Below are 26,437 nucleotides of genomic sequence, written 5' to 3'. Positions count from 1 at the left end.
GTTTCCTCGCTGCTGAGACCAGATCATTTAAAAAACGGATTATACGGAATTATTGGCCAGAATTATCTGCCGGGCGTATTTTTTCAATGGTTTTTTCCAGCCACTCCATCAGCACCAGCCATTCTTCCATATCTTTGCTTTCGGTCTGACCAATATCAATTAATCCCAGGCCGTGTTCGCTGGCACGCACATAAAACTGCGTGTCGCGGAAGGCGGCAACAAAGGGAATTTGCAGGCTGCTGAGAAAGCGTTCCAGCTTGGCATAAATTAAGGTGTTTTTACGTACCCGGTTGGCTACCACAGCGATGGGTTTCGGATTAATACGATAGGCGCGGGATAATAAAACATCGCGGATAAAGGCTGTGGCGGCGCGGATATCAATAGCCGATGGAATAACCGGAATAACAATAACGTCTGACTGCTGAATAAGATCGGATAATACATTACCGCTGAGGCCGGCCGGGGTATCGATAATTACCCGGGTCGTACCCACAGGTACGCGCAAACTCCAGGTGCGGGTACTGGCGTTGGGGACATGACGCTGAAACGCGGCCACGCCACTGATTTTGGGCAGATGTTCGTCGCGCACCTGTAACCAGTCCATGGAGGAACCCTGCGGGTCGTAATCAATCAGCGCAGTACCATGGCCACGGGAGGATAAATAGCTGGCCAGATTGGTGGCCATGGTGGTTTTGCCACAGCCGCCTTTGGCGTTGGCCACCATAATACGCACCGGTACATCGTGCCGCGTAACGCGCGACTGTACGGTGACGGGTTCAGGTGTTGTTGTTGGTACTGTGGGTTCGCTCACGCCGGCGCTCCTGCTTTCCGGTTACTGCTGTTATCAGCCATGACTATCAGATGCTCTGCGACTGTGTAGCATAGGGTATAATCCGCGGCGGTGGAATGAATTACATGGAGCGGGTAGTGAAAAGAAAAATCCTGTTTTTGGCGGTGTTTTTGCTAATCATCGCAACCCTGCCCTGGCTGCTGATGCAACGTGGCGGCAACGGGTTTCTGCCGCTGACACCGGACCGGGGTACAGAGTCCACGGCTTCAACCCGGCAGACGTTTTATAAATGGCAGGATGCGTCCGGTCAGTGGCACTTCGGTGAGCAGGTGCCAGAAGGTGTGCAGGCCGTCGCCATTAATGTCGATACCGCTGCCAATATTATCCAGAGCGTTAAAGCCCCGGCACCAGCAGCGGAACCGACAACCGCAGTAATCAGCAAGGAAACGCTTAACGATAACGCTCCGCCGGCACCGTTACCGGGCGTGCCCTTTACGGTGAATCCGACGGAAATTCCGCAATTGCTGGAAAAAACCAAACAGTTGCAGCAACAGATGGGGCAGCGCCAGCAGCAGATCGATGCCGTGCGCTGAGATAAATACCCTTTATTGCAGCCGGTATAACAGGCCGTTACTGCCGGCGGCCAGATAACCTTCCCCGTTAAAGGCAACGTCTTCCACCAGGACCGCACGGCTACCGAGGGTCTGTTCGGTTGTCGCCCGCCAGCTGCCTAAACGGATACCATCATTCACCTGCCACAACTCGATGCGACCGGAGCTGTTGCCGGTTAACAACTGGCGGCCATCGCGGCTGAAACGGGCGGCGCTGTAATGACCACGGGTTTTACCGATTTCTGCCAACAGGCGTCCGGAAGCCACATCCCAGATGCGGCCGGCATCGTTCATGGCGGAGGTAAACAGCAGGCGGCCATCGGCCGAAAATTCCACCGTTCTGACCTGGTTGCTTTGTGGCAGTTGCTGCAGCAGCCGGCCATCACTCAGGCTCCACAGGCGTACCTGCAGATCGTCGCTGCCGGTGGCCGCCAGCAGGCCATCCGGGCTGATGCTGACGCTGTAGACGATGCCGTCGTGCGGCAACCGCAAGCGGATACCACCATTTTTAATGTCGAACAGCGTAGCGGTGTAATCGGCCATACCGAGTAAAGCCAGGTTGCCATTATTGGTTAACGCGATGTCTTTAATATCGCCGGGGGCATTCCAGAACCATACCGCTTCGCCGCTGGCGCGCTGCCACAGCACAATGGTGCGGGTGTCGGTGGTAACCACAAAACCGCCATCCGGCGAAAAGGCTGAGGAGGTGATGCTGCTGTAGGTGCCGTCTTTATGGTTCCAGTCGTACAGGCGTTCGGCCGGGGTCGTGGTCCACAGGCTGCCGCCATGATGCAAACTGCCGACCATCAGGTCGCGGCCATCGGGGGAGAAACTCTGTGAATGTGCGCCCTGCAGAGCCACCCGGGTCAGGCTTTGCGGAGCTTTGGCATCATCGCAGCCGGTGAGTAAAAACAGGCTGGTGAGCAGGGCGGACACAACAATAAAACGCATAAAAACACTACCTGACAGGGCAACCGGCCACCGCCGCGGGCGACCGGACGGGGGTTAGCCAGTGACCAGCTCGCGGTGAATGGTATGCAGGCGGGCGATCAGCTGGTCTTCCAGTTCAAACCGGTCTTCCAGTACTTCACCGATGGCGGACAATGCTGCCGGTAGCTGGGCCAGTTGTTCAAAACCACAGCGCTCATCGTAGCTGTCGTTAAAATCGACACAGCGCCCGGTGAGGGCGTCCAGTTTTGGCACCAGCTGGCGCGCCAGTTCCAGACCGCCGTCATCAAATTCTTTGGCTTCGCGGATCAGTTGTTCGTAAATTTCAAAGTGGCCGGTGGAGCAGTAGTCCATCATGCTCTGGCAGAAATCCTGTACCTGTTGTCCCAGCGCATAATCGGCGGCCAGCGGTTTGCTGGCCAGCAGATTGCAATATTGCACAATCAGTTCCTGCCGGGCAGTCAGCCAGTTATCAATCAGTTTGTGTACGCCGCCCCAGCGTTCGCGGGCATTTTTGCAACCTTCCAGCATGTCGATCTCCTCGTGCCCGGCATAGGGGCGCGTCATTATTCTGATAGGCCTTGCGGCCGGGACGAACCACTATAGGCCGGTAAAAATCCGGGCGGCAAGTGTCTTTACGGTGCAGCCTGCCGCAGGGTGCGGGTCAGCGCCCAGACAATGGCGGCGGTAAAGCCGATAAACCACAGGCGCAGCCATTCCGGCATGCTCAGGCCCAGAAACATCCAGCTGATTTCGGCGCAGTTACCATTGCCCTGCAGCATAATGCCGAGCAGCTCGCTGAGCGGCAGGGTTTCCAGCATATAGTCAAAGCTGGGGCCGCAGGCCGGTACTTCTTCAGCCGGCAGCCCCTGCAGCCAGACATGATGGTCAGCCGACCACCAGCCGAACAGTGCGGCGGCCAGGGTAAACAGCAAGGCGGCGGTGAGCCAGTGGCGATTGCCTGCCGGTGCGGCGATAAAGGCCGCCAGGAAACCCAGCCCGGTCAGCAGAGTGGCCAGCCGTTGCACCATGCAAAGCGGGCAGGGATCCAGAAACATCACGTACTCAAAATAATACGCGGCAGCCAGCAGGCTGACGCAACTGATAAACCCCAGCAGATAGCCATGGCGCAGGGTGAGGGATTGGAAGATGGCAGGCATAACAGTGTCCGTAACAGCGGTGCAGAATGTGCCGGAGTCTACCACAGCGGGCTGATCCGGCTACAATCGCAGCACTGGTGTACACTGTGGTGCTGTTGCCCGCCAGGCGAAATTATTCGGGAGGAAATGCGGATGCTCCGCCATTGGAAATTACTGGCCTTAATGCTGAGTTTGTTGCTGCCTGCCGGCGTGCAGGCTGAAGATGCACCGGCTACCGATACCACCGCTACGGATGCTGCCGCTCCGGCCGGCCCGGCTAAATATATCTATATGGAGCCGGCCTTTGTGGTGAATTACGGCAGCACCGGGCGTATGCGTTATTTGCGTACCGAGGTGGTGTTGCGGGTGTCGTCGGTGGAGGCTGCGGCGCGGGTAAGCCAGCACAAGCCTTATTTGCGCAATAATCTGGTGATGCTGTTCAGTGCCCAGGAAGGCGAGGTGATGAACAGCCCGCAGGGCCGGGAATCTTTGCGCAAAGTAGCACTGGACGAAGTGCGGGCGGTGATGGAACAGCTGGAAGGTACGGCGGATATCGACGACCTGTATTTCAGTAACTTCGTGGTACAGAACTGAGTTCTGTACCACGTCCTGGCGGACAACGCGGTCTCAGTCTCAGCGTTGCCCACCTTGTTTCAACGGTGCAGGTAAGCCTGCAGATAATCCCCGAACGGCAGCGTATCGCTGTCTTCCAGATCCCGTTGTTCCTGTAACGATTGCGCCGCCAGTTGCTGCCAGTGCTGCAGTACATCGCGGCCCAGTGGTTCGGCCAGGGTTTTGCGGTGTTGTTCGGCTTGCTGCAGCGTCAGCTGGGCAAATTCCAGACCTTTTTCCTGCAGTTCCCGCAGTACCCGTGCCGAGGGTGTTAAGCGGCTGTCGGCCAGTTTCAGGCGTTGCTGATTCAGGGCGTCGCGGTGAAAGGTGGTGCCGTTGGCGTTGTCCATCAGCTCCGCCAGCGCGGCCATTTCATCCAGTACCTGCAGGCCCCATTGTTGCAGGCTGATACCGGCATCGCCCTGCTCCAGTTGCAGTCCCGGCCGGCGGCCTTCCATCACGGTTTTGTGCTGATTGCGTTTGATGCGCCAGTATTCGTCTTCATCAATTTCCGGGCTGTCCTGCAGCAGACACCAGGTGAGGAATACGTCCATAAACATCATCTGCGGCACATCGATGCCCAGCGGCATAAAGGGGTTTACATCGGTGCAGCGCACTTCAATGTATTCCACACCGTATTTATCCAGCGCCTGCAGTGGTTTTTCACCGCTACGGGCGATGCGTTTCGGGCGGATATCGCTGTAATACTCGTTTTCGATCTGCAGCAGGTTGGTGTTCAGTTGCTTGTAATGCCCCTGCTCGTCCTGCACGCCAATGGCTTCATAGGCCGCTACCGGTTTGGTAACGGCGTTACCCAGGGTGTGAACGTAGCGTTCGAGGGTGTTGTGGCACACCATCAGTTCCGATTGGGCGTTGTTCTGGTAGCCCAGATCACTCATCCGCAACGAGGTGGCATAAGGCGCATACAGGGTATGTTCGTGCATGCGCTCGAGTTTGTGATCGCGGCCCTGCAGGAAGCTGGCGCACACCGCCGGCGAGGCGCCGAACAGGTACATCAGCAGCCAGGAATAACGGCGGAAGTTGCGGATTAAGCCGAAATAACGCGCCGACACATAGCTTTGCGGGCTGAACTCGGCACCACGCGGGTCTTGCTGCTGCAGCAGCGGCCACAGCGCTTGCGGCAGCGAGAAATTGTAATGAATGCCGGCGATGGTCTGCATCATGCGGCCATAGCGGTGCCACAAACCATGGCGGTAAACATGCTTCAGCTGGCCCAGATTGGAGCTGCCGTACTGCGCAATGGGTACGCTCATTTCCCCTTGCAGAATGCAGGGCATGGAGCTTGGCCAGATCAGTTCGTTGTCCATCTGCTGATAGGCAAACCGATGGGCAATATCCAGATGCGCCATGGCTTCATGAGCGCTGGTGAATACCGGGGTAATAAATTCCAGCAGGGCTTCGGAATAATCGGTGGTAATAAACGGATGCGTCAGCGCGGAACCGGCGCACTGTGGGTGGGCTTTCTGGCTGATAACACCCTGCGGCGAGCAACGTAAACCTTCTTTTTCCAGGCCGCGATGCAGCTGGTTCAGCAGGGGCAGATGGGCCGGATCGGAAAACAATGACAAAGCGTGGGAATAAGTGGCCAAAATCGCCTCGGGGCATAAAACAGAATGGCCGGATTATAGGGGCAAACCGCGCTGCGGGAATAGCGCGGTAAGCAAAGGACAGTTACTTCTTGATAACCAATGGCTGTCCGTCGATGGTGATGTTCAGTGAGGTGCAGTTCAGATCGTTATCGCTCTGATCGCACTGGGCAACTTTTTGGTTGGTGCTGGTGATCTTGGCGGAAAACAGCTCTTTTTTAACAACCGTTTCACCGTATTTGATGACCAGATTACCGTTGTGAGACTCCATTTCCTGGATGCTACGGTAAGTGGTGGTTGAACAGCCGGCCAGCAGAGTCAGAGCGGCAGTAGCGGTGAACAGACGAAACGCGTTCATGGTCTTTCCTTAGTCAGAATGAATGGGAACGCGCATTCTAAGGAGGGGTGGGAGACTGTCAATGGGCGCCCAGCGTCCAGCGTCCTTCGGGGGATACCCGGGCACGCCGAACCTTGAACGCTCAACCCCTAACCCTGCCCCCCCCAAACTACTTCTTCGCTTTGGCAAACGCCGCCGCTAAGGCGCCGGCCATCGCGCCCTGCGCCGGGGCTTTGTCACCGAAGCTGTTGCGGTTGGGGGCACCGTTTGCCCGCTGACCGTTGCGCTGCGGTTTTTCACCCGCCACTCGGCCCGCCGCCTGTTCGCTGGCATCGTCGCTCATGCGCATGGACAGGCCGATGCGCTTACGCGCGACGTCCACTTCCATCACTTTCACTTTGACGATATCGCCGGCTTTTACCACGTCGCGTGGGTCTTTGACGAAGGTGTCCGACAGCGCGGAAATGTGTACTAAGCCGTCCTGATGCACGCCGATATCCACAAAGGCACCGAAGGCGGCGACGTTGGTGATCACACCTTCTAGCACCATGTTTGGCTGCAGGTCTTTGATGTCTTCTACGCCCTCTTTGAACTTAGCGAATTTGAATTCCGGACGTGGGTCGCGACCGGGTTTCTGCAGTTCGTTCACGATGTCTTTGACGGTGATTTCACCGGTTTTCTCATCGGCGAATTGCGCCGCATTCACCGATTTCAACAGCGCGCTGTCACCGATCAGGCTGGCCACGTCGCGGGAGAACTGGTGCGCGATTTTTTCCACCACGGCGTAAGACTCCGGGTGTACCGCGGAGGCATCGAGCGGGTTTTTGCCGTTCATAATGCGCAGGAAGCCAGCCGCCTGTTCAAAGGTTTTGTCGCCCAGACGCGGGACTTTCAGCAGGTCTTTGCGCGACTGGAACGCACCGTTGGCGTCGCGGAAGGCGATGATGTTGGACGCCAGCGTCGGGTTCAGACCGGAGACGCGGGTCAGCAGCGGCACCGAAGCGGTGTTCAGATCCACGCCCACGGAGTTCACACAGTCTTCCACCACCGCGTCCAGGGTGCGCGCCAGCTGGCTTTGGTTGACGTCGTGCTGGTACTGACCGACACCAATGGATTTCGGCTCAATTTTCACCAGCTCGGCCAGCGGGTCCTGCAGGCGGCGGGCGATGGAGACTGCGCCCCGAATGGTCACGTCCAGATCGGGGAATTCTTTCGCCGCCAGTTCCGACGCCGAATACACCGAGGCGCCGGCTTCGTTCACCATCACTTTCTGCACATGCTTCAGGGCTGGCTGGGCTTTGATCATGTCGCCGACAAATTTGTCGGTTTCACGCGAGCCGGTACCGTTACCGATGGAGATCAGCTCGACGTTGTGTTTGGCGATCAGCGCTGTCAGCACGGCGGCGGATTCGGCCAGACGGTTCTGCGGCGGGGTCGGATAAATAGTGGCGTAATCGACCACTTTGCCGGTGTTATCCACCACCGCGACTTTTACGCCGGTACGCAGACCGGGGTCGAGGCCCATGGTCGCTTTACGGCCAGCCGGTGCGGCCAGCAGCAGGTCTTTCAGGTTGTCGGCGAACACTTTGATGGCGTCCGCTTCGGCGCGTTCACGCAGGTTGCCGACCAGTTCGGTTTCCAGATGCGTCAGCAGTTTGATGCGCCAGGTCCACTTCACCACTTCGGCCAGCCAGCGGTCGCCCGGGCGGCCTTTGTTTTCAATGCCGAAATGTCCGGCAATCATGCCCTCACCGGGGCTGGCGGCCAGTTTGTCGTCCGGGTCGCCGGTGACCAGTGAGAAGCTGAGAATGCCTTCGTTGCGGCCGCGCAGAATGGCCAGTGCGCGGTGGCTGGGCACGCCTTTCAGAGCTTCATCGTGCTGGAAATAATCGGCAAATTTGGCGCCGGCGCCTTCCTGTCCGGGCACCACTCGCACCGACAGGGTGGCTTCCTGCTGCATAAAGTGACGCAGCCTGGCCAGCAGGTTTGCGTCTTCGGCGAAGCGTTCCATCAGAATGTATTTGGCACCGTCGAGGGCGGCTTTGGCGTCTGCCACGCCCTGCTCGGCGTTGAGGAACTTGGCGGCTTCGGTGTCCGGATCGAGGTCCGGATGGTTGAACAGCGCATCGGCCAGCGGCTCGAGGCCGGCTTCAATGGCGATCTGGCCTTTGGTGCGGCGCTTGGGCTTATAGGGCAGATACAGGTCTTCGAGGCGGGTCTTGCTGTCGGCGGCCAGCAGTTCACTCTGCAGCTGCGGGGTCAGCTTGCCCTGCTCGTCAATGCTTTTCAGGATGGCGGCACGACGGTCTTCCATCTCGCGCAGGTAACGCAGCCGCTCTTCCAGGGTACGCAGCTGGGTGTCGTCCAGCGCGCCGGTGATCTCTTTGCGGTAACGGGCAATAAAGGGCACGGTGGCACCTTCGTCCAGCAGGGCAACGGTAGCCGCTACCTGTTGCGGGCGGATGCCCAGTTCTTCGGCAAGGCGCAATCCAATGGTGTCGTGACTCATAACAATCCTGGTGAATCAGAAAAACAGAGGCGGGAGTATAACGAAGCCAGCAGGCTTGAGGGAGAGAAGGTGATGCAAAGCCTTGCTACTAATTTTTAGAAAATTAGTAGCAAATCCAAAGTTTCTTTTTCTGCGTGGCCTGAGGCCCGTGGATACTGGCTTTGGGTGCTTGCTGACATTAGTAGATAAACAGGATAGTCCGGTGAAGCCTGATGCTGGTTAAGCACCTGAGCTTGTCCGGGCGGGAGGTGGAAGGTACAGCAATATTCCGGCGCTAACGTCGCAATACGGCTGAGAGAAGCAAAAACGGGAGCCGCAGCTCCCGTTTTTAAAGCCATACACTGTTTATCAGTACCGCACCGCACCGGCATCCAGCCACTCGCTGAGCAGGCGCAGCTCTTCGTTACTGAGCATATTGCTGTGATCCACCCGTTGCGCTTCGCTCTGTGGGTTAAACAGGAAGTGGTTGTGATCCTGGTCGGGCCGGAACAGCCCGAAGAAGTTGCCTGATTCCAGTGCGCCCAGCCCCGACATTAAGACCCGCTGGTAACAGGTAAAACAGTCATTGCCCGGGGTGCTGCTGAATGGCCAGTCGGCTTCACGGCGGCAGTTGCTGCCGGCCACCGGCTGGAAGGCGTTGGCCAGGAACATAAAGCTGCGCGGCGTAAAGAGTTCGCGGTAGGAGGTGATCTCGGTGCCGCTGCCGGCGCCATCTCCGCTGAGGTTCAGGCCGTTGGTATTGAAACTGCCGTGACAGCTTAAACAGCTGTTGCCCTGTTGGTCGCGGCCGCTGGTTTCCCACAATGGCTGAATATGGTCCAGGTAGTTGGCGCGGGCGCTGCAGCCGGGTTGCCAGTCGTTCAGGCAGTTATTGTCGGTCGGTACAGCGGTGTGCAGGTTGCGGTAATCGTAATCCAGCGCCGGCGCCGGGTTGCTGAGACTCCAGCGATCCTGATACTGCAGACGGGCGGAAATGACTTCAATACGGTTGTTATGCAGGCTGATTACTTCAGCCATGGTCTGGCCGGCGGCGGTGGCGCGGATATCGTTGCGGGTGCCGGTAAACGCCGCACCGGCAGCGCTGGCACCGGGGTTTACCGCTGACAGCGGCTGAACGTCCAGACGTTCACCGGCGCTGACGCTGTATACCGGTACACTCAGATCCTGCAGATAAACAGACGCCTCGTCCTTGCTGGCCACGGCTTTCAGTTGCGCGTTCACCACTTCCAGCCGGAAACCGGTATTGGCAGGCACGTTAAACAGCGCCGAGCCGTCCGGATGGATTTCGGCGTAACCCAGCAGAGCGGGTTCACTGCCTCCGCTGAGTACGCGGATAAAGCGTTCGCTGCGGTTTTCCAGCGGGTAGGCTTCCGGATTGCGCAGGGCGGCGACGCCACCGGCTACGCCGGATTTATCCACACCGTTATGGTCGTAGATGCTGCGGATATGCACGCTGCCGTACAGGCTGGCCGGATCAACCGGGTCGGTCGGATCGGTTGGATCAGTTGGATCGGTAGGATCGGTAGGATCGGTAGGATCAGTTGGATCGGTCGGATCAGTTGGATCAGTTGGATCAGTTGGATCAGTTGGATCAGTCGGATCAGTTGGATCAGTCGGATCAGTCGGATCAGTCGGATCAGTCGGATCAGTCGGATCAGTTGGATCAACAGGATCAACAGGATCAGTTGGATCAGTTGGATCAGTTGGATCAGTTGGATCAGTTGGATCAGTTGGATCAGTTGGATCAGTTGGATCAGTTGGATCAGTTGGATCGGTCGGATCGGTTGGATCAGTCGGATCGGTAGGATCGGTAGGATCAGTTGGATCAACAGGATCAACAGGATCAACAGGATCAACCGGCGTTGGTACGGTAATTTGTGGGAAGCTCAGGTTGCCGTTCTGGTAGGGAAACGCCAGTGCCATATCGGTATAGAGGGTGCCGGCCTCACCGGTCACCACCGGTTGGCGGATGCCGTTCACCGGGTCGTACATCCAGATGCCATAACGGGCGGCGGGTGTGGTGCTGCTGTTGTCGCAGGGCAAGGTCAGGCTGCCTTCCGCGCTCATACACTGGCTCCAGCCGATCAGCATACGCTGACTGCCGTCGCGGTAGGGCCAGAAGCTGCTGTACCAGCCGCCGGCAGAAATTTGTTGCGGCTGCAGGTTCACTTTATTGCCGGTTAATGACTGACTGCTGAGGTCGGTGCCGGTGCGGCCTTCGGTGTTGTAACCCACCAGGGTGCGGATATCACCACCCGCGAAACCGTGCTGCGGGTGGCGCACCAGTGTCAGTAAACGGCCATCTTCGGCCTGCAGCAGCCGCACCGGTTCAGCGCTGGCGCTGCTCAGGGTCTGGCTGGCGAGTACGCGGCTGTTTCCTTCGCTATCCCGTTGCAGCAGTTGCAATAACTGGCAGTCAGCGGCCGCCGTGGCGCAGGCGCTGCGGCGCAGAAATACCAAACCACCATCCAGCAGGCTGACCGGCTGGCTGTCGTGGTGCATACCGTCAGTCAGTTGCTGCAGGTCAGTGCCGTTGCGGTTAATGCTGAATAAGGCGGTGGTGGTGGTCAGGCCACGGTCAGACACAAACACAATACGGCCATCGCTGGTGTAAGACGCGGCGCTGTCGTGGCCGCTTTCGGCCAGTGCGGCGGGCAGTACGGCACGCACCTGCTGGTTACGGAAATCGTATTCGTACAGGTTCCAGGTGGTGCCGGCACGGCGGGCAGAAAACAGCAGCAAGTTGCCATCGCTGGACAGGTTCAGGTCTTTCACATCGTACTGACTGCTGCCAATGGCGGTGGCCAGAATTTCTTTTTCGCTGGCGGCCGCGGCAACCCGTTCGCGCACCATCAGGCGGGCGCCAGGGCGGAAGTCGCTGCTGGCGATGGCCGGCTGTTTGTTGAGCGGCCGGGCCACATAGGCAAAGGGAATATCGTTCAGGCCGGCGCTTTGTTGCTGCTCGTTGCCGTTGCCGATGTCGCCACCGCAGGCGGTCAGCAGCAGGCTGCCGAACAGGACGCACAGGGCGTTGAATCTGACCATGACTGTGTTCATTGAAAATACCCGGAAAAGGCCATGTTGGGGGCGAATTGTGGCAAGGTCAGAAACAGAAAGAGGGAACACAGTCACAAAGTAACAGCGGGTATGAATTGAGTGACCAATTTCGTGAACCAGTACAGGCCTGCCCGGTTAAAGCGGTCGGATTCGGTCCGGACGATTTGCGAAATTGCGGCAAAGCGTCCGGAACGGATCAGCTGGGAATCATTACGAAGGTGTACTGCACCCGGGTGGGGGCAGCCTTTTCTTTGCCGAAATGAATGGCGGCGATTTTGGCCAGCATCTGCTGTTCCAGATCGCGCAGGCGCAGGTCGCTCTGGATCAGTTTCAGCCGGGTAACGCGGCCGTCCGGCTCCACCACCAGTTCAAAAATAAATTTGCCGTTCAGGTCAGGGTGCTGGCGCAGCGCTTTGGCGTACAGTGCATACACCTGGCCTTTGGCGTTTTCGATGGTGCGGCGGATGCTTTCCATGTCGCGCCGGCCGGCGCCGCCTTCGCTCCATTCGCCGTTTTCATCCGGTAAATCCATGGCGGCAATCGGGCTGTCGATGGCGGTGCCGTTGTGGCTGCCCAGCGCCGAGCCTTTCACCGCCACGTTCAGGTCGGCATCGTTCAGGCGTTTACCGCTGAGATTTTCCGCCCCCAGGCTGGCGCTCTGGGTGGTGCGGGCTTCACCGCCTTTGACCGATAAATTACGGTTCTGCAGGCGGCTGACGTCCACTTTATTCTGCATGGCGCTGAGCGACGACAAAGCCGCCAGTGCCTGTGGCGGCGGATTGCCGCTGGCCGGTTTATTGGCAGCTTCCACCGGCTGCGGGCGCGGCGGGGTTTTGCTGGGCGGCGGTGGCGGTGGTGTTTCCTGCACCGGCTTGGCCGGTTCGGGCATTTTCGGCGGCGTCAGGATCACCTGGGTACGCACCGTCGGTTCCATTTGCAGCTCAGAAAAACTGACGTCCCAGGTGGGCAGAAACGGCACCACAATAAACAGCACCAGCAACCCCAGCCCGGCCCGTTGCAGGCGTTTATAAAAGCGCCGGTCACGTTCGGCGTTAACGCTCCAGGGCAGCGCCAGTTCCAGCGCCATGTAATTGGTTGCGGCCTGCATTATGCGCCCTCCCCGGTTAAGGCAGAGGCGGCTACCTGATTGACCGCCAGCGACACATTGCGGAAACCGTAGGCGCTGCAGGTGGTCATCACCGCTTTTAATAAATCGTAGGGCACGCTGCGGTCACCCATGATGGTGACGGCACGGCCGATTTTCTGTTCGGTTTCGGATAATTCACCGCTGTCGGCGGCGAAGGCCTGCAGCTTATCGGCCAGTGGTTTATTCACTTCACCGGGCTGGCGATTCACGTCTTTAACGGCCACCACCTGTTCATTGTCGATGGTAATAAATTCATCGCCGACATTAATTACCAGCTGGCCGTGCAGTGCACCGTCGGCGTTGGAGTCGGGCAGCTTAACAAAGTTGGCCTTGGCCAGTTCCTGGCTGTCGCCGGTGTTCATCAGCAGGAAAAACACCAGAATGGTAAAAATATCCATCAGCGACACCAGATTTAAGGTCGCGGTTTTGGTGGTGCGGCGCTGGATAAAACTCTGGCTCATAGTCACCTCAGCGTTTTTTATCCCCGAGCGAAATCTCGGGAAATAATTCCACTTCAACCAGGCTGGCGGCCAATACCGTTTTATAGGATTTGACCACGTCCATGGTTGAAATCAGGGTTTGATAATCGACATCGCGGGCGGCCACAATGGTGGCGTCTTTTTTATCGCTGACCTGCTCTTTCAGGTCCTGCATAACCAGCGATAATTGCCGGTAGTTATACTGGCCGTCTGCACGCGGAATTTTGCTGATTAATTTGCTACCGGGGAAAAACACCGCAAAACCGCTGTCATCCACCACGATATCCAGCTGCGACTGACTGAGCTGAGCGGCCGAGGCGCCGCCGCTGAGTTCCGGCAGATTAATATCGATCACCCGCACTTTAGTGAAGGTGAGGCTGAGCAGCAGCACCGGTACCAGTACAATCATCAGGTTCATGAAGGAGGTGATGTCGATATCGGCTTCATCCTCCTGCGGGCGTTTTATGCGGAATGTCATCAGGCGGCCTGCTGCATTTTCGGTGCGCCGGCTTCAATGGCGCGGTTCAGCGTCATCACGTTCAGGAACTTGATGCTGGCCATTTCGATGCTGTCGATAATGTCGCGGGTTTTTTTGGTAATCACGGCGTTGGCAATCAGCAGCGGAATGGCGGCAATCAGACCAAAGGCCGTGGTGTTCATGGCGATGGAAATAGACTGTGATAACAGCGCCGATTTTTCCGCCGGATCGGCGTTGGCCACGGCGGCGAAGGCGGCGATCAGACCAATAATGGTACCGAGCAGACCCAGCAGGGTGGCGACGTTGGCCAGAGTGGCCAGATAGGCGGTGCGGTTTTCCAGTTTCGGCATAACTTCCATCACGCCTTCGTTCATCGCTTGTTCGACATCGGCCCGCTGTTTGGTGACTTTCATCATGTCCAGACCACAGCCGATAATGCGCGATACCGGCGCCTGGTTATCGCGGGTGAACAGGGTCATTTTTTCATGGTCATTGGTGCGCAGCAGCGGCAGAAAATCTTCAAAGGCTTTCTGATTGCGGATTTTTTCCCGCTTCAGATAAACCCAGCGTTCGATGGTGATGGCGGCACCGATCAGCAGTACCACCGCAATGGGGTACATAAACAGGCCGCCCTGCTGCATAAAGCCAACCATAATGCTGTAAAAATCAGCCATTTTTTTGTCCTCGTTTTATTGTTGCGTCGCCGGATTATTTTCCAGGTTCAGTTCGTCGTAGATGCGCATGGAGCGCAGTAATACTTCCCGGTCGATGGCTTCCAGGCTGTTGTCGTAGCGTTCTTCTACGTTCTGGTACAACCGTTCGTTACCCGCTGGCCCCTGCCAGGGCACAAAGTAACTGACGGCCGGTTGTTCTTTATCGCCGACAATTTTGCTCTGCAGTTTGATCGGCTCTTCGGCGCTGGCGGCGGTAACCAACAGCAGGGCTGGCAGTGCCAGCAGCAGTATTTTTTGCATAGAATTAACCCTCATCCTGCGCCGTCAGGGCGGTGTTGCCGGGGCTGACCGGGCTGCCGGCGTCGACAAAACTGCGCTTAATGCCGGTGCGGCTGCGTACTTCGGCCAGCCAGTCATGAGCGTCATGACTGCGGTAGTGGGTCAGGAATAAAAAAGCTTCGTAATGCGCCTGCGCCTGTTCTGGTTTGTTCAGATACAGGTCGTACAGTACGCCCAGGTTCAGATGCGCTTCGGGAAAATCCGGCCACTGCGTAAGGGCCTGGTGGTAGCTGTTCTGGGCCGCCAGAAATTGCCCCAGTTGCCGTTGCGCCTGCGCCAGTCCGAGCCAGGCATTGACGTTAACGGCATTAATATCGAGCGCCTGCTGATAGTGCGCGGCGGCCTCCGCAAAGCGCTGATGCTGCATATCGATGTCACCCAGCAGCACCAGTGGCCCGGCCAGGGTTTTATCGTTTTGCACAATCACCTTTAACTTTTGCACGGCGGTTTTTTCATCGTCCGCCGCCAGCGCCCGGCGCGCTTCGGTAAACAACAGGACCGAGCCTTTATTCAGCCGGCCGCTTTGCAATAAATAGGGATTTTCACTGGCCTGGTAGGGCAGCTTGCGACCTTGCTCGTCGTACTGCTGGCGCGGCAGAAACTGGGCGGTGTTCTGCAACGTCAGGCTGTCCGGAGTGGCGGTCTGCGGCTGGCTGGCACAGCCACCCAGCAGCATCAGCAGGATAAGTGCCAGTGGATTAACGGATTTCATCGCCGTACCTCTTCTGCTGTTCGTGTTTGTTGAAACGGGCCGGCTGCAGCTGCGCTAATTGCTGGTAGCTGTTGCTGATCCATTCGTTGTAATGGCCTTGCCAGGCCTGTTCGATATTGCTGCTGTACACCGCCACCGCCAGTTCCTGCATGGGCGTGGCCTGGTCTGCAATAATGCTGCGGAAGGTGGCGGCGTCCTGCTCGGATAAGCCGGCCGGCACCGGCAGCCCGCGCAGCTCGGCAGCAAATTGCTGGTACAGGCTGGCGATGCGGAAGCTGCTGCGGGTGGTGAATTCGAGCAGGCCATAATCAGCGGCCTGCTGATAACGGCTGACGGCATCCTGCAGCATTTGCTGTTTCCACGGCAGGTTGCGCTCCAGGTTGCTGGCCAGCCGGCGGCTGCTGAATTCTTTGGCAAAATAATCGCCGTATTCATTCGCCGCCCAAGCCGCTAACCATTGCGAGCGGTCGCTGCGTTGCGGGCCAGCGGTGGCATCACCTTCCATAATGCGGCGCAGCCAGAATAATTTGCGCGCCATGTCTTGTTGCTGGTCATAAATAACGGCGATGCGGTAACGCGCTTCCATACGGTTATCGAACGGCTGTTCGTAATTGCGCGCCCAGGTTTTGTAGAATTCCAGCGCCTCAGCGGCGCGGCCGGTTTTTTCGTGCAGACCGGCGGTGGCAAACAGGGCGTCGCGTTTTACGGTTTCGTCCTGGTCGTTGCGGTACAGATACAGATACAGCGCCGCCGCGTCTTTTAAGCGGCCGGCCTGTTCGTAACCAAAGGCCAGTTTGCGCGGAAATTCTGCGGCCAGTTCATGCTGTGGGTAGTGGCGGCGCAACTCTTCCAGTTCGCTGATGGCGGGTTGCCATTGCTGGTTACCCAATAACAGCACGGCGGCATCGTACTGAGCGGCCACGCGGATGCTGCTGCCGGGCGCGATCTGTTTAATGCGCAGCAGTTCGGTGGCGGCGGCGGGTTTCTGGCCGGCAGCGATCAGGCCTTCGGCCTTTTTGAACACGGCAATGGCCATGCGGTTACTGATGTCGGTGTATTCCGGCCCGGCCGGGGTCAGCTGCCGTTGCCGGTCGTAGTGGGTTTCGGCGGCGGCGTAGTTCTGCAGCTGGAAATATGAGTGCGCCATAATGCCGTAGGCGGTTTGCTGCAGTTTTTTATCCAGTTTCTGCTTGCTCTGCAGCAGCTCATCGGCAATGTCGATGGCCTGCTGATAACGATTCAGGCTGAACAGATAGCTGGCGGCGTTGGTCAGTACCGCCGGCGAGCGTTCATCGCTGTCGTAGGCGGCGGCAAAGCGCAGCATACTGGCCACGGCCTGTTCCTGGGCGGCGGATTTTTCGGCCGGTTTTTTCTCCAGTTCAGTGACCCGCTGTTGCCAGGCAATGATGGCGGCGTAACCGGCTCGGTTGTTGAATTTGGTGTCCTGATACTGGTAGCTGACCTGCTCATAATCGGCGGCGGCGGCGCTGAACTGGCCGGCTTCAAAATGCGCTTCGGCTTTCAGGAAGCGCTGCTGGGCACGGTCGCTGCTGTCAGGAAAACTGCTTAAATACAGCGCGTAATAACCGGTGGCGTCCTGATACGACTGGCGGGCTTTTTTCTGCAGATCGCGGTCGCGCTGGTCGCTGCCGAGTTTGGTTTGTTGCTGCGCCTGAGCGTGATAGTGCGCGGCCAGTTCACGCAGGTAGGGCTGCAGACTGGCACGGAGTATTTGTTGTTGAGGCGCGTCAGCCTGCTGCCAGTAGGCCGAGCCGATGCCATAGGCCTGTACATAATCCTGCTTGGCCAGTAACACATCGCGGGCAAAGGCGCCCTTGGTGTAGGCGGCGATCAGCCGGTTCTGCATGTCCGGTGCGCGGCGATCGAGCGGGAAGCGGCGGACAAAATGCCGGTAGGTGGCGGCGCTGTCGGCGTAGCGGTTTTTTTCCAGATAGTAGGCGCCGAGATTTTCATACACCTGCCAGATCCAGTCTTTATGGCGCAGGCCGCGTACGTCATCAATTTTGTCAGCGCCACCGATGTTAACCAGTGCCAGGCTGATGGAGTGCAGGGTGTCCGGCAGCATGGGTTTGCCCTGCTGGTCGGTGGCGCTGCCGTCGCTGTCCATAATGCGGTTCAGCACCAGCGCAAAGGATTCCAGTGCATCATCGAACAGGCCGCGCTTGTACAGCGCCCAGCCCAGCATGTAGTGGGCGTTCAGGCTTAGCTGCGGGGATTCGGTGCGTGTGCTGGCGCGGTAATGCACTTCGGCCTGGCGGTAATCCTGATGGCTGAAGCGGATATCGCCGAGGCGGAAATGGGCTTCCGCCACGCCGCTGTAATCCGGATGCAGGGTGATCAGGCGTTTCAGCATGGCTTCGGTGTTGTTGATCTCACCTTCCATTTCATAGGCTTTCGACAGCTGGTACAGCACTTCGGCGTTGTCGGGCGAGTTGGGGTATTTTTCCAGAATGTCGATGTAGGAATTAATGGCTTCGCGGTAATAGCCCCGCTGCGGCCGCGCCTGGCTGCCCTGCTGCTGGTCGCCGCCGGCCATGGAGACACCGGCGATGCGGCGCTCAATCTGTTCTTTCAGAAACTGGTCATCGACCAGATCCAGCAGCTCCTGATACTCCTGCCGCACCTGCTGATGATCGAGGTTGGCAAAATCCAGATCGCTCTGTTCTGGTTGGCTGCTCTTCAGGCCGCCAATGGTGTTGTTGCCGCCGAACAGGCTGCAGCCGCTTAACAGCGCCAGCAGGCTGAGGCTGATCCAGTATTTCATGGTGTTGCTCCTGTGCCGGATTCTTCCAGATTGATCAGGGCTTTGTCGTACAGGCGGGCTTTGCCCAGCCGTGCCTGCGCCCAGTAATAACGGATGCGTTCTTCATGGCGGTCGAGTTCGGCCTGAATCACCGCCCGCATACGGTTTTCCAGGGCCCGGATCAGGCCATTGGTGGCGGCCAGTTCCTGTTCTACCCGGGCGGTCATCTGTTGGCTTTGCTGTTCCAGTTGCTGACTGAGCCGGTACGGCGCGCGGATGGCGGCCACCTGACTGACCCGGTCGTCGACCAGATCCAGTTCACGCATTGTGTTTTTCCACAGGCTGGCAAAGCGTTCCTGATCCCACTCCGGCAGGGTCAGGGTGGTGAGGCGCAGTTCCTGTAACGAGGTTTTATAAAAACGGAATTGCTGTTCGCTGCGCTGCACATCGGCCATCAGCTGTTCCATGCCGCTTTGCTCACGGCGCAGACGGATAATGAGGGCGTGCTGCCGGGTCTGCATCTGCCAGAATTCCAGATTGCGGCGGATGCCATACAGGTCGCGCAGCTCTTTGATCACGGAATAAAAATGGTTGGACGCCATCAGTTCGGTCAGGAACGGGGTGAGCTTGTTGTAATCAAGGCTGGGCTGCATGCCGTACCAGTCGGATTCGTCCAGCATGGCTTCAAGGTTGATAACAAATTCCTGCGGGATTTCCTGCGCGGCAATAATGCGGCGGGCGTCCTGCAGGGTGGCTAAGCCGTCTTTAAAGGCATTTTCGGCGACCAGATACTGGCGCAAGGCGCTGCGGTGGGCGCCCTGGGTTTCATACACATGGGCCAGCAGCACTTTGGCTTCCTGGGTTTCCGGAATGGCAATGGAACGTTGCTCCTGCAGCTGTAACGCCGGCACCGCATCGCCATAGCGCTGCAGGCGGATAGCCGCCCAGGCATAGGTGAGCAGGGCGCGGTTGGAGTACAGGCCGGTGGTGCGCACCTGCTGCAGATGGTTCCAGGCGGTCAGCAGTTCGCCCTGTTGCAGGGCCAGTTGTGACAGCGCGTGACGGGCGCGGTCAGCCAGGGCGGCCATTTCAGCATTGTTGCGGCTGCTGGCCAGCGCCATCACCTGATTCAGGGTGGCGGCAGCGCCTGTCTGGTCGCCATTCTGCAGCCGGGTGATGGCCAGGTTATACAGCAGGTACGGCTGGTACTGGTCTGCACCGGCCTGTTGCAGACCTTGCTGCGCGGCGTCCAGCTGTTGGTTGCGGATATTGATAAGGGTGGCCAGATAGTTAAATTCGGCCGCTAAATCTGCCGGTAAGGAGCCATCAATTTGCTGCAGGGCATGGGCGGCACGGGGGATATCGGCCTTCTGGTAATGCAGTTTGGCCAGATAAAACCAGGCACGGTTGCGCTGGCTGGCGTTTACCTGGGGGGTCAGCAGATCGTTAAAAATCTGCCCGGCCTGTTCCGTCAGCCCGTAGGACAAGGCCATGCCGCCCTGCAGCAAGCGGGCTTCATCGCCATGATGCTGCAGGGCATTTTTACCGGCCGCGTATTGGTACTGCACCAGCGCGGCAAAATAATCCTGCTGGAAGTAATTAAACAGAATGCCGCCGTATTCCGGCTCGCGTACCAGCGCGGCCTGCAGCGGCAGGCTGGTGGCCAGCAGCCACAGCAATAACAGCTTACGCATGGGCGTTACCATGGGCGGACGCTGAATACCGGTTCCTGCCGGGCACTGTTATCGGCGATGGCCAGTTCAATAAACTGGCTGGCCTTGCCTTTTTCCAGCGTCAGCTCGGCAGCGCGCTTGGTGGCGCGGCCATTGGGGCCGATGCCGGTAAAAAAGGCGGTCACCTGATGTTTGCCTTCGGCGAGGTTGGTCATAAAGAGTTTCTGTACGCCACCGCGTTGCAGCGCTTCACGCTGACGGGCGGAATACAAATGGCTGGCCACGGTGCGGTCGTTGATAACCAGGCGCACGCTTTCCAGCGTAAAAAAGGCACCGCCGGTTTGCGAAACAAACACGGTGAATTGGCTGTTGGTGGGAAACAGCAGGGCTTCTTCGGTGGTCTGCAGGTCTTTATTCAGGGAGATAACCCGTTGTTTTAATTGCTGAATATCACTGGATAACCGCTGTACTTCCTGCATGGCCTGCTCGGCGCGAGCGCGGGTTTTGTCGTGGCCGAAATCAATAGCGTCCGCAACCGCCAGCGCCGGCAGCGACAACAAAAATAATGACAATAACCAGGCCCGCATGGCGTAACTCCCGACAGAAACCGGTAACCGAAAGGGGCGGCATTATCATCATTAAAAAATCCTTATGAGCGGTACCCGTTCAAACTTCTGTTACGCGCCGCTACATTTTTACACAGGATTTGACCCAGTTCTCATTCTCTGTGCTGTGATCGTCACAGCCTGAGCATGCATTTGGCCGGAAGGGGAAAAGCTGCTGTATTCCAGCGGTGGCTTTTCGGTAGGCTGGGCGCGTTTTTTTATAACGAGCAGCCTATGCCGGTTTTTATTCTGTTGTTTTTTTCACTCTGGCTGCTGCCGGCTCAGGCAGACAACAGTCATGTTCCTGCCGTCAGTGAGGAAGCCGCCGCCCAGGCCTTGCAGGCAACGGTTATTGATCCGTACCTGGAGTTGCACACCGGGCCTGGGCGTGGTTATCCGGTGATCTATGTGGTGGAAAAAGGCGCCACCATCGGCATCGTCAGCCGTCGTACCAGCTGGTATCTGGTGGTGGATAAGCAGGGCAACAGTGGTTGGGTAAAACGCGAAAATCTGGCTCGCACGCTGGTGGATACCGGTGTGCCGGTGGTGTTACCGGAAACCCGCCACAGTGATTTTTTACAGCACCGGGTGCGGCTTGGATTTACCCTGGGCTGGCAGGAAAGTGCCGAGCAGGTAGCGGCCATGGCGGGCTTTCGTTTAAGCCGCCATATCGGTATCGAAGCCGAAATTGGCCAGTTATTTTCTGCTACCACCAATGGCCAGCAGTATTCCGCCAGCCTGATTCTGGAACCGACCGACCGCTGGGCTGTTACCCCTTTTGTGTCGCTGGGTTATGGCCGTCAGGAACTGGAATTAAAAAGTAAATTGCCCGGCAACCGCCCGCTGGAAGATAACTTCCGCAGCATCGGTGCTGGTGTGAACTGGTATATCGGTTTTAATTTTGTACTGCGGGGCGAATACCGCACGCTGGATATTTTCTCGGATAATCAAACGGTGAGTAACGACCTATGGCGTCTTGGTTTCAGCAGCTTTTTTTAATTTTGACGGCGCTGACCGTGCTGCCGGTGCAGGCGCAGCAGGACAGCAGCAATAATGATGGCACGGTGGTGATTAAGCCGATTCAGATTATTGAACCGGATATAACACTACGAAAAACGTCTCAGGCCAAAATAGACGATGAAGTGTTTGAGGCGGGAGTTTTTGCCGGGGTTATCAGTATTGAAGATTTCGGTACGCAACCGCTCTATGGCGTAAAAGCCTCGTTTCATGCCACCGAAGATTTTTTTCTGCAGGCCAATTACGGTGTCAGCAAAGCGGGTCGGACCAGTTACGAAACTATTAATGGTAATGGCGTAAACATTCTGACTGACGGTGACCGTGAATTCCGTTATTACGACCTGCTGGTGGGTTACAACCTGTTCCCCGGTGAAGCCTTTATTACCCGCAATTTAACCCTGAACACCGCCTTTTATCTGGTCGCCGGTGCCGGCAATACCCGCTTTGCCGGTGATGATCATTTTACCCTGGTGATTGGCAGTGGTTACCGCGTGATACTCAGCGACTGGCTGACCTGGAACCTGGATTATCGCGACCATATTTTTAAGACCGAATTACTCGGCCGGGAAAAAAACAGCCACAATATTGAGCTGACCACCGGGCTGACAGTGTTCTTTTAACGCCATGCCTGCTGCTTTGAGGAGCGCATCGCATTTCGGGGGGCGGCGCTGCTCTATGCTGGCCGCCTGAATAAAAGCCGGAGACGTTTTATGTTGCGACCATCCCTGACCCTGGCAACCCTGTTGCTGCTGAGCGGTGCGGCTCTGGCCACCGACAGCAATGATGTGTATGACGAACTGTGCGAGTGCAAATTTGTACCGCCGAAGCTTACCGTACCGGTGCTGATCCGCGATTTCCATTCCTCCCATCCGGACTTTGAATACCGCATCAGTGAGGATTACGACATTGTTACCGATACACTCGGCAACGATGGCCGCCCGGTCTATAAGCCGAAGACCAAAAGCTATACCACGACCGGCAAAGCCAATTTCGATCAGTGGTACCGCGATGTGCCGGGCGTGAACATTGCCATTACCAAAAACCTGGAATTAACCGAGGTAGAGCCGGGGTTGTGGGAATACCACAGCGATCATTTTTTCCCCATTAATAACGAAGGCTTTGGCAATTCCTTTAATGGCCGAAATTACCACTTTACGCTGGAAATGCACCTGAAATTTACCTATGTGCCGGGTACCAGCTTCACCTTTACTGGTGATGATGATTTGTTTTTATACATTAATAACAAACTGGCGGTGAATATTGGCGGTGTGCACGATGCACTGACCCGCACCATTCATCTGGATGAGATGGCAGAGCAACTGGGCATTGAGGTGGGGGAAACCTACAATTTCGATCTGTTCTTCGCCGAACGCCATACCGTGGAATCCAACTTCCAGTTCCAGACCACCATGCAGCTGGAATGTCTGTAAAGCATCCGGCGGTTTTATTCAGGTAAAAAAAACGGGAGCCGAAGCTCCCGTTTTTTATGACGCGCTGCTGTATTACAGCTGCGGACCGGCAGCCAGAATGGCGTCGGATACGTCGTACTTCTTGAAGTTTTCCACGAACTGAGCGGCCAGGCTGCGGGCCGCTTCGTCGTACTTGGCCGGGTCAGCCCAGGTGTTGCGCGGGTTCAGCAGCACGCTGTCGACGCCTTCCAGAGTCTTCGGTACCAGCAGGTTGAACACCGGTACGGTTTCGGTTTCCACGCCACGCAGCTTGCCATTCTGAATGGCAGCGATAACGGCACGGGTAACCGGGATGCTGAAACGCTGACCGCCGCCACCGTTCGGGCCGCCGGTCCAGCCGGTGTTGACCAGGTACACCTGGGAGTCAAATTCAGTGACGCGCTTCATCAGCAGCTCAGCGTATTCGCCGGCCGGACGCGGGAAGAACGGCGCGCCAAAGCAGGTAGAGAAGGTAGACTTCAGGCCTTTGCTGCCGCCCATTTCGGTAGAACCGACCAGAGCGGTGTAACCGGACAGGAAGTGGTAAGCCGCCTGTTCTTTGGTGAGGATAGACACCGGAGGCAGAACGCCGGTCATGTCACAGGTCAGGAAGATTACAGCCTTCGGTTCACCGGCCATGTTTTCCAGCACGCGCTTTTCCACGTGGCTCAGCGGGTAAGCACAACGGGTGTTTTCGGTTTTGGACACGTCGGTGTAATCGGCCGCGCGGGTAACCGGATCGATCACCACGTTTTCAACCAGGGCGCCAAAACGGATGGCGTTCCAGATGATGGGTTCGTTTTTCTGGGACAGATCGATGGTCTTGGCGTAGCAGCCGCCTTCGATATTGAACACAGTGCCTTTGCCCCAGCCGTGCTCGTCGTCACCAATCAGGTAACGCTCCGGATCGGCGGACAGGGTGGTTTTACCGGTACCGGACAGGCCGAAGAACAGGCACACATCACCGTCTTCACCGACGTTGGCAGAGCAGTGCATCGGCAGCACGTCTTTTTCCGGCAGCAGGAAGTTCTGCACGCCAAACATGGCTTTCTTCATTTCACCGGCGTAGCGCATGCCTGCCAGCAGCACTTTGCGCTGGGCAAAGTTCAGAATTACGGTGCCGTCAGAACGGGTGCCATCGCGTTCCGGTACGCATTCAAAGCCCGGTACGTTGAGGATGGTCCACTCTTCTTTGGCAGACGGGTTGTAGGTTTCCGGCAGGATAAACAGGTTACGGCCGAACAGGTTTTGCCAGGCAGTCTGGGTAACCATTTTAACCGGCAGGTAATGCTGCGGGTCGGAGCCAACGTGCACGTGCGATACAAAGCTGTCGTGCTGGGCCAGGTACTCTTCCACGCGATCCCACAGTGCATCAAATTTGTCGGCATCGAACGGGCGGTTGATGTTGCCCCAGTCGATGGCGTCTTTGCTGCTTGGCTCTTCAACGATGAAACGGTCCATCGGAGAACGGCCGGTACGGACACCGGTTTCAACAACCAGTGCGCCATTGTCCTGCAGTGTGCCTTCGCCACGCAGGATGGCTTGTTCTACCAGGAAAGGAGTCGACAAATCGGTGTAAACAGTACTCATATCGGTGCCCAGTGGGATCCTCGTCAGTCTCGCCTGACATAGGGCCAGGCTTTGATTTCTGCCTATGCCCGGATGGAGCTGGGGCAGAGGTCTCAGTGAAGGCGCGCGAGTATAGCAGAGGTTGGCTAAATGCTAAACAGTGTCTTTTGGCGGCTAAACGCTCGCTGCGTTTGGGGCCGGAAGCTTGAGGCTTGAGGCTTGAAGCAAAAAACGCTCGCTGCGCTTGACGGGAGACGGGAGAAGCCAAAAATCGTCCAGCGTCCAGCGTCCAGCGTCCAGCGTCCAGCGTCCAGCGTCCAGCGTCCAGCGTCCAGCGTCCAGCGTCCAGCGTCCAGCGTCCAGCGTCCAGCGTCCAGCGTCCAGCGTCCAGCGTCCAGCGTCCAGCGTCCAGCGTCCAGCGTCCAGCGTCCAGCGTCCAGCGTCCAGCGTCCAGCGTCCAGCGTCCAGCGTCCAGCGTCCAGCGTCCAGCGTCCAGCGTCCAGCGTCCAGCGTCCAGCGTCAGTGCAACGGCTGCGAACTGAACAGCGCATCCACCTGCGCCTGATCAAAGCTGTAATGCTGCTGGCAGAATTCGCAGGTGATGTCGATTTTGCCCTGTTCCTGCACCATGCTGTTCAGTTCGTCCTGGCCCAGCTGGGCGATGGCGGCAGCGATGCGCGGTTTGGAGCAGGTGCAGAAAAAGCTGAGTTCCGAGGCCGGGTAGATGCGGGTTTGTTCTTCATGGAACAGCCGGTGCAGAACGGTGGCGGCCGGCAGGTGCAGCAGTTCTTCTTCTTTAATCGTGCCGGCCAGGTGGTTGACCCGGTCCCAGGCATCAAGGTCGGCTTCTTTACCGGCCGGGGTTGGCAGTTTCTGCAGCATCAGGCCAGCGGCAAAGCGCTCACCATCGGCGGCCAGCCAGAAGCGGCTGGCCAGTTGTTCTGACTGGGCAAAATAGTCTTCCAGGGCGCTGGCAATATTGCCGCCGGCGATGGCAGTAATGCCCTGATAACGCTGTCCCTGATCCGGTTCCATGGTGATGACCAGCGAACCGTCGGTAAAGTTAAGGTCGGCGGTGGTGGCGTTTTCGTCGTAACGGGCGATGGCGCGCAGCTGGCCTTTTTCGTTGGTTTCCGCCTGCAGCAAGGTGATGTTGCCCGGCATCCGCATCTGTAAGGTCAGGCGACCGGCAAATTTCAGGTTGGCACTTAAAATAGCGGTAGCGGCCATCAGCTGGCCGACCACGCCGGCGATCAGCGGCGGGTAATTATGGCGGCGCACCACTTCCTGATAAGCGGTTTCCAGATGGGCGATTTCGCCACGGATATCGGTGTTGTCGAAGCTGAAGCGCTGCAGTTGGTCGGTGTGGCTCATATCAGTAATCCTGGTTCATCTGTTCAAAGCGGCGCTGGTCGCGGCGCTCTTTTTTGTTCGGTTTGTGGTCGGGCACCAGCTGGCTGGCGCGGATAATACGGCGGTGCTCGGCGGCGTCCATACGGGCCTTAATGCTGGCGGGTGTTTCTTCATATAACAGCTGCGCTTCGGCGGCTCCGCGGCGCTGACCGGACAGGGCTTTGATAATGACGGTTTTTTCATCGAAACCCTGGCGGATGGTCAGTTTGGCACCCAGTTCCGGGGTTTTGCTGACCTTGCAGCGCTGGCCTTCGTAATGCACCTTGCCGCCCTCGATAGCGTCTTTGGCCAGCGCCCGGGTTTTGAAAAAGCGTGCCGCCCACAGCCATTTATCGAGGCGGATTTTGTTGTTGCTGTCGGTCATAGTGCCTCGTTCGGCGTTCGGCGTTCGGCGTTCGGCGTTCGGCGTTAAGCGTTAAGCGTTAAGCGTTAAGCGTTAAGCGTTAAGCGTTAAGATTTTCTGCGGAGCACGCCAAACCCTCAACCCTGAACGCTTAACCTTCAAAAAA

The 26,437-nt window shown here is 57.6% G+C and carries 25 protein-coding genes; 5 read left to right on the top strand and 20 right to left on the bottom strand.

Annotated features, from left to right (window positions below):
* Positions 1–49: 49 nt before the first annotated feature.
* The gene (locus tag GJQ55_RS13025; RefSeq protein ID WP_228345402.1) at positions 50–811 is read right to left on the bottom strand and encodes a ParA family protein; all 762 of its coding nucleotides are present in this window, start codon (positions 809–811) and stop codon (positions 50–52) included.
* A 116-nt stretch (positions 812–927) separates the two neighbouring features.
* On the opposite strand from GJQ55_RS13025, the gene GJQ55_RS13020 reads away from it, so the two are divergent.
* Positions 928–1,383, top strand: coding sequence for a DUF4124 domain-containing protein (locus tag GJQ55_RS13020; protein WP_228345401.1), 456 nt, complete (start codon positions 928–930; stop codon positions 1,381–1,383).
* 12 nt (positions 1,384–1,395) lie between these two features.
* Here GJQ55_RS13020 and GJQ55_RS13015 read toward each other — a convergent pair whose 3' ends face one another.
* The 3 genes from GJQ55_RS13015 to GJQ55_RS13005 all read right to left on the bottom strand — a co-directional run bounded on the left by GJQ55_RS13015 (position 1,396) and on the right by GJQ55_RS13005 (position 3,509).
* Positions 1,396–2,352, bottom strand: coding sequence for a WD40 repeat domain-containing protein (locus GJQ55_RS13015; protein ID WP_228345400.1), 957 nt, complete (start codon positions 2,350–2,352; stop codon positions 1,396–1,398).
* A gap of 54 nt (positions 2,353–2,406) precedes the next feature.
* Positions 2,407–2,880: a sigma D regulator gene (rsd, locus tag GJQ55_RS13010; protein ID WP_228345399.1), complete on the bottom strand. Its 474-nt coding sequence runs from the start codon at positions 2,878–2,880 to the stop codon at positions 2,407–2,409.
* Between the two features lie 104 nt (positions 2,881–2,984).
* A complete protein-coding gene (locus GJQ55_RS13005) occupies positions 2,985–3,509 on the bottom strand; it encodes a disulfide bond formation protein B (protein WP_228345397.1) in 525 nt (174 codons plus the stop codon).
* A 132-nt stretch (positions 3,510–3,641) separates the two neighbouring features.
* Between GJQ55_RS13005 and GJQ55_RS13000 the strand changes: the two genes are divergently transcribed.
* Positions 3,642–4,082, top strand: a complete 441-nt coding sequence (locus tag GJQ55_RS13000) for a flagellar basal body-associated FliL family protein (protein ID WP_228345396.1) — start codon at positions 3,642–3,644, stop codon at positions 4,080–4,082.
* 59 nt (positions 4,083–4,141) lie between these two features.
* Here the strand turns inward: GJQ55_RS13000 and gshA are convergent, their stop codons facing one another.
* From gshA to GJQ55_RS12935, 13 genes are all read right to left on the bottom strand, one after another.
* Positions 4,142–5,710 (bottom strand): glutamate--cysteine ligase, encoded by a 1,569-nt coding sequence (gene gshA / locus GJQ55_RS12995; protein WP_228345395.1) that lies wholly within the window; start codon positions 5,708–5,710, stop codon positions 4,142–4,144.
* Positions 5,711–5,792: 82 nt separating this feature from the next.
* On the bottom strand, positions 5,793–6,065 hold the full coding sequence (locus tag GJQ55_RS12990) for a hypothetical protein (protein WP_228345394.1): 273 nt from the start codon (positions 6,063–6,065) through the stop codon (positions 5,793–5,795).
* A gap of 148 nt (positions 6,066–6,213) precedes the next feature.
* On the bottom strand, positions 6,214–8,553 hold the full coding sequence (locus tag GJQ55_RS12985) for a Tex family protein (protein WP_228345392.1): 2,340 nt from the start codon (positions 8,551–8,553) through the stop codon (positions 6,214–6,216).
* Between the two features lie 348 nt (positions 8,554–8,901).
* Positions 8,902–11,598: a hypothetical protein gene (locus GJQ55_RS12980; protein ID WP_228345391.1), complete on the bottom strand. Its 2,697-nt coding sequence runs from the start codon at positions 11,596–11,598 to the stop codon at positions 8,902–8,904.
* 208 nt (positions 11,599–11,806) lie between these two features.
* On the bottom strand, positions 11,807–12,718 hold the full coding sequence (locus tag GJQ55_RS12975) for an AgmX/PglI C-terminal domain-containing protein (RefSeq protein ID WP_228345390.1): 912 nt from the start codon (positions 12,716–12,718) through the stop codon (positions 11,807–11,809).
* The gene (locus GJQ55_RS12970) at positions 12,718–13,218 is read right to left on the bottom strand and encodes an ExbD/TolR family protein (protein WP_228345389.1); all 501 of its coding nucleotides are present in this window, start codon (positions 13,216–13,218) and stop codon (positions 12,718–12,720) included. The genes GJQ55_RS12975 and GJQ55_RS12970 overlap by 1 nt, the downstream gene beginning before the upstream one ends.
* A 7-nt stretch (positions 13,219–13,225) precedes the next feature.
* A complete protein-coding gene (locus GJQ55_RS12965) occupies positions 13,226–13,714 on the bottom strand; it encodes an ExbD/TolR family protein (protein ID WP_228345387.1) in 489 nt (162 codons plus the stop codon).
* Positions 13,714–14,388 carry a MotA/TolQ/ExbB proton channel family protein gene (locus GJQ55_RS12960; RefSeq protein WP_228345386.1) on the bottom strand — a complete coding sequence of 225 codons (675 nt, stop codon included), beginning with the start codon at positions 14,386–14,388 and terminating at the stop codon, positions 13,714–13,716. The genes GJQ55_RS12965 and GJQ55_RS12960 overlap by 1 nt, the downstream gene beginning before the upstream one ends.
* 15 nt (positions 14,389–14,403) lie before the next feature.
* Positions 14,404–14,688 carry a hypothetical protein gene (locus GJQ55_RS12955; protein ID WP_228345385.1) on the bottom strand — a complete coding sequence of 95 codons (285 nt, stop codon included), beginning with the start codon at positions 14,686–14,688 and terminating at the stop codon, positions 14,404–14,406.
* 4 nt (positions 14,689–14,692) lie between these two features.
* On the bottom strand, positions 14,693–15,439 hold the full coding sequence (locus GJQ55_RS12950; protein WP_228345384.1) for a tetratricopeptide repeat protein: 747 nt from the start codon (positions 15,437–15,439) through the stop codon (positions 14,693–14,695).
* Positions 15,426–18,224, bottom strand: a complete 2,799-nt coding sequence (locus GJQ55_RS12945; protein ID WP_228345383.1) for a tetratricopeptide repeat protein — start codon at positions 18,222–18,224, stop codon at positions 15,426–15,428. The genes GJQ55_RS12950 and GJQ55_RS12945 overlap by 14 nt, the downstream gene beginning before the upstream one ends.
* Positions 18,221–19,897 carry a tetratricopeptide repeat protein gene (locus GJQ55_RS12940; RefSeq protein ID WP_228345382.1) on the bottom strand — a complete coding sequence of 559 codons (1,677 nt, stop codon included), beginning with the start codon at positions 19,895–19,897 and terminating at the stop codon, positions 18,221–18,223. The genes GJQ55_RS12945 and GJQ55_RS12940 overlap by 4 nt, the downstream gene beginning before the upstream one ends.
* A gap of 5 nt (positions 19,898–19,902) precedes the next feature.
* Positions 19,903–20,463 carry an AraC family transcriptional regulator gene (locus tag GJQ55_RS12935; RefSeq protein ID WP_228345381.1) on the bottom strand — a complete coding sequence of 187 codons (561 nt, stop codon included), beginning with the start codon at positions 20,461–20,463 and terminating at the stop codon, positions 19,903–19,905.
* Positions 20,464–20,715: 252 nt separating this feature from the next.
* Between GJQ55_RS12935 and GJQ55_RS12930 the strand changes: the two genes are divergently transcribed.
* From GJQ55_RS12930 to GJQ55_RS12920, 3 genes are all read left to right on the top strand, one after another.
* A complete protein-coding gene (locus GJQ55_RS12930) occupies positions 20,716–21,480 on the top strand; it encodes an SH3 domain-containing protein (protein WP_228345380.1) in 765 nt (254 codons plus the stop codon).
* The gene (locus GJQ55_RS12925) at positions 21,450–22,118 is read left to right on the top strand and encodes an outer membrane beta-barrel domain-containing protein (RefSeq protein WP_228345379.1); all 669 of its coding nucleotides are present in this window, start codon (positions 21,450–21,452) and stop codon (positions 22,116–22,118) included. Before GJQ55_RS12930 ends, GJQ55_RS12925 begins: the two co-directional genes overlap by 31 nt.
* Before the next feature lie 90 nt (positions 22,119–22,208).
* Positions 22,209–22,928, top strand: a complete 720-nt coding sequence (locus tag GJQ55_RS12920) for a fibro-slime domain-containing protein (protein ID WP_228345378.1) — start codon at positions 22,209–22,211, stop codon at positions 22,926–22,928.
* A gap of 72 nt (positions 22,929–23,000) precedes the next feature.
* Here the strand turns inward: GJQ55_RS12920 and GJQ55_RS12915 are convergent, their stop codons facing one another.
* The 3 genes from GJQ55_RS12915 to hslR form a co-directional block, all read right to left on the bottom strand.
* Positions 23,001–24,536 carry a phosphoenolpyruvate carboxykinase gene (locus GJQ55_RS12915; RefSeq protein ID WP_228345377.1) on the bottom strand — a complete coding sequence of 512 codons (1,536 nt, stop codon included), beginning with the start codon at positions 24,534–24,536 and terminating at the stop codon, positions 23,001–23,003.
* A gap of 498 nt (positions 24,537–25,034) precedes the next feature.
* Complete coding sequence (gene hslO, locus GJQ55_RS12910; protein ID WP_228345376.1) at positions 25,035–25,889, bottom strand: Hsp33 family molecular chaperone HslO; 855 nt, start codon at positions 25,887–25,889, stop codon at positions 25,035–25,037.
* A 1-nt stretch (position 25,890) separates the two neighbouring features.
* Positions 25,891–26,292, bottom strand: a complete 402-nt coding sequence (hslR, locus tag GJQ55_RS12905) for a ribosome-associated heat shock protein Hsp15 (protein WP_228345375.1) — start codon at positions 26,290–26,292, stop codon at positions 25,891–25,893.
* Positions 26,293–26,437 lie beyond the last annotated feature (145 nt).

The organism is Venatoribacter cucullus, from assembly GCF_016132445.1.
Taxonomy (GTDB): domain Bacteria; phylum Pseudomonadota; class Gammaproteobacteria; order Pseudomonadales; family Oceanobacteraceae; genus Venatoribacter; species Venatoribacter cucullus.
This window is presented reverse-complemented; position numbering and strand designations above follow the sequence as displayed.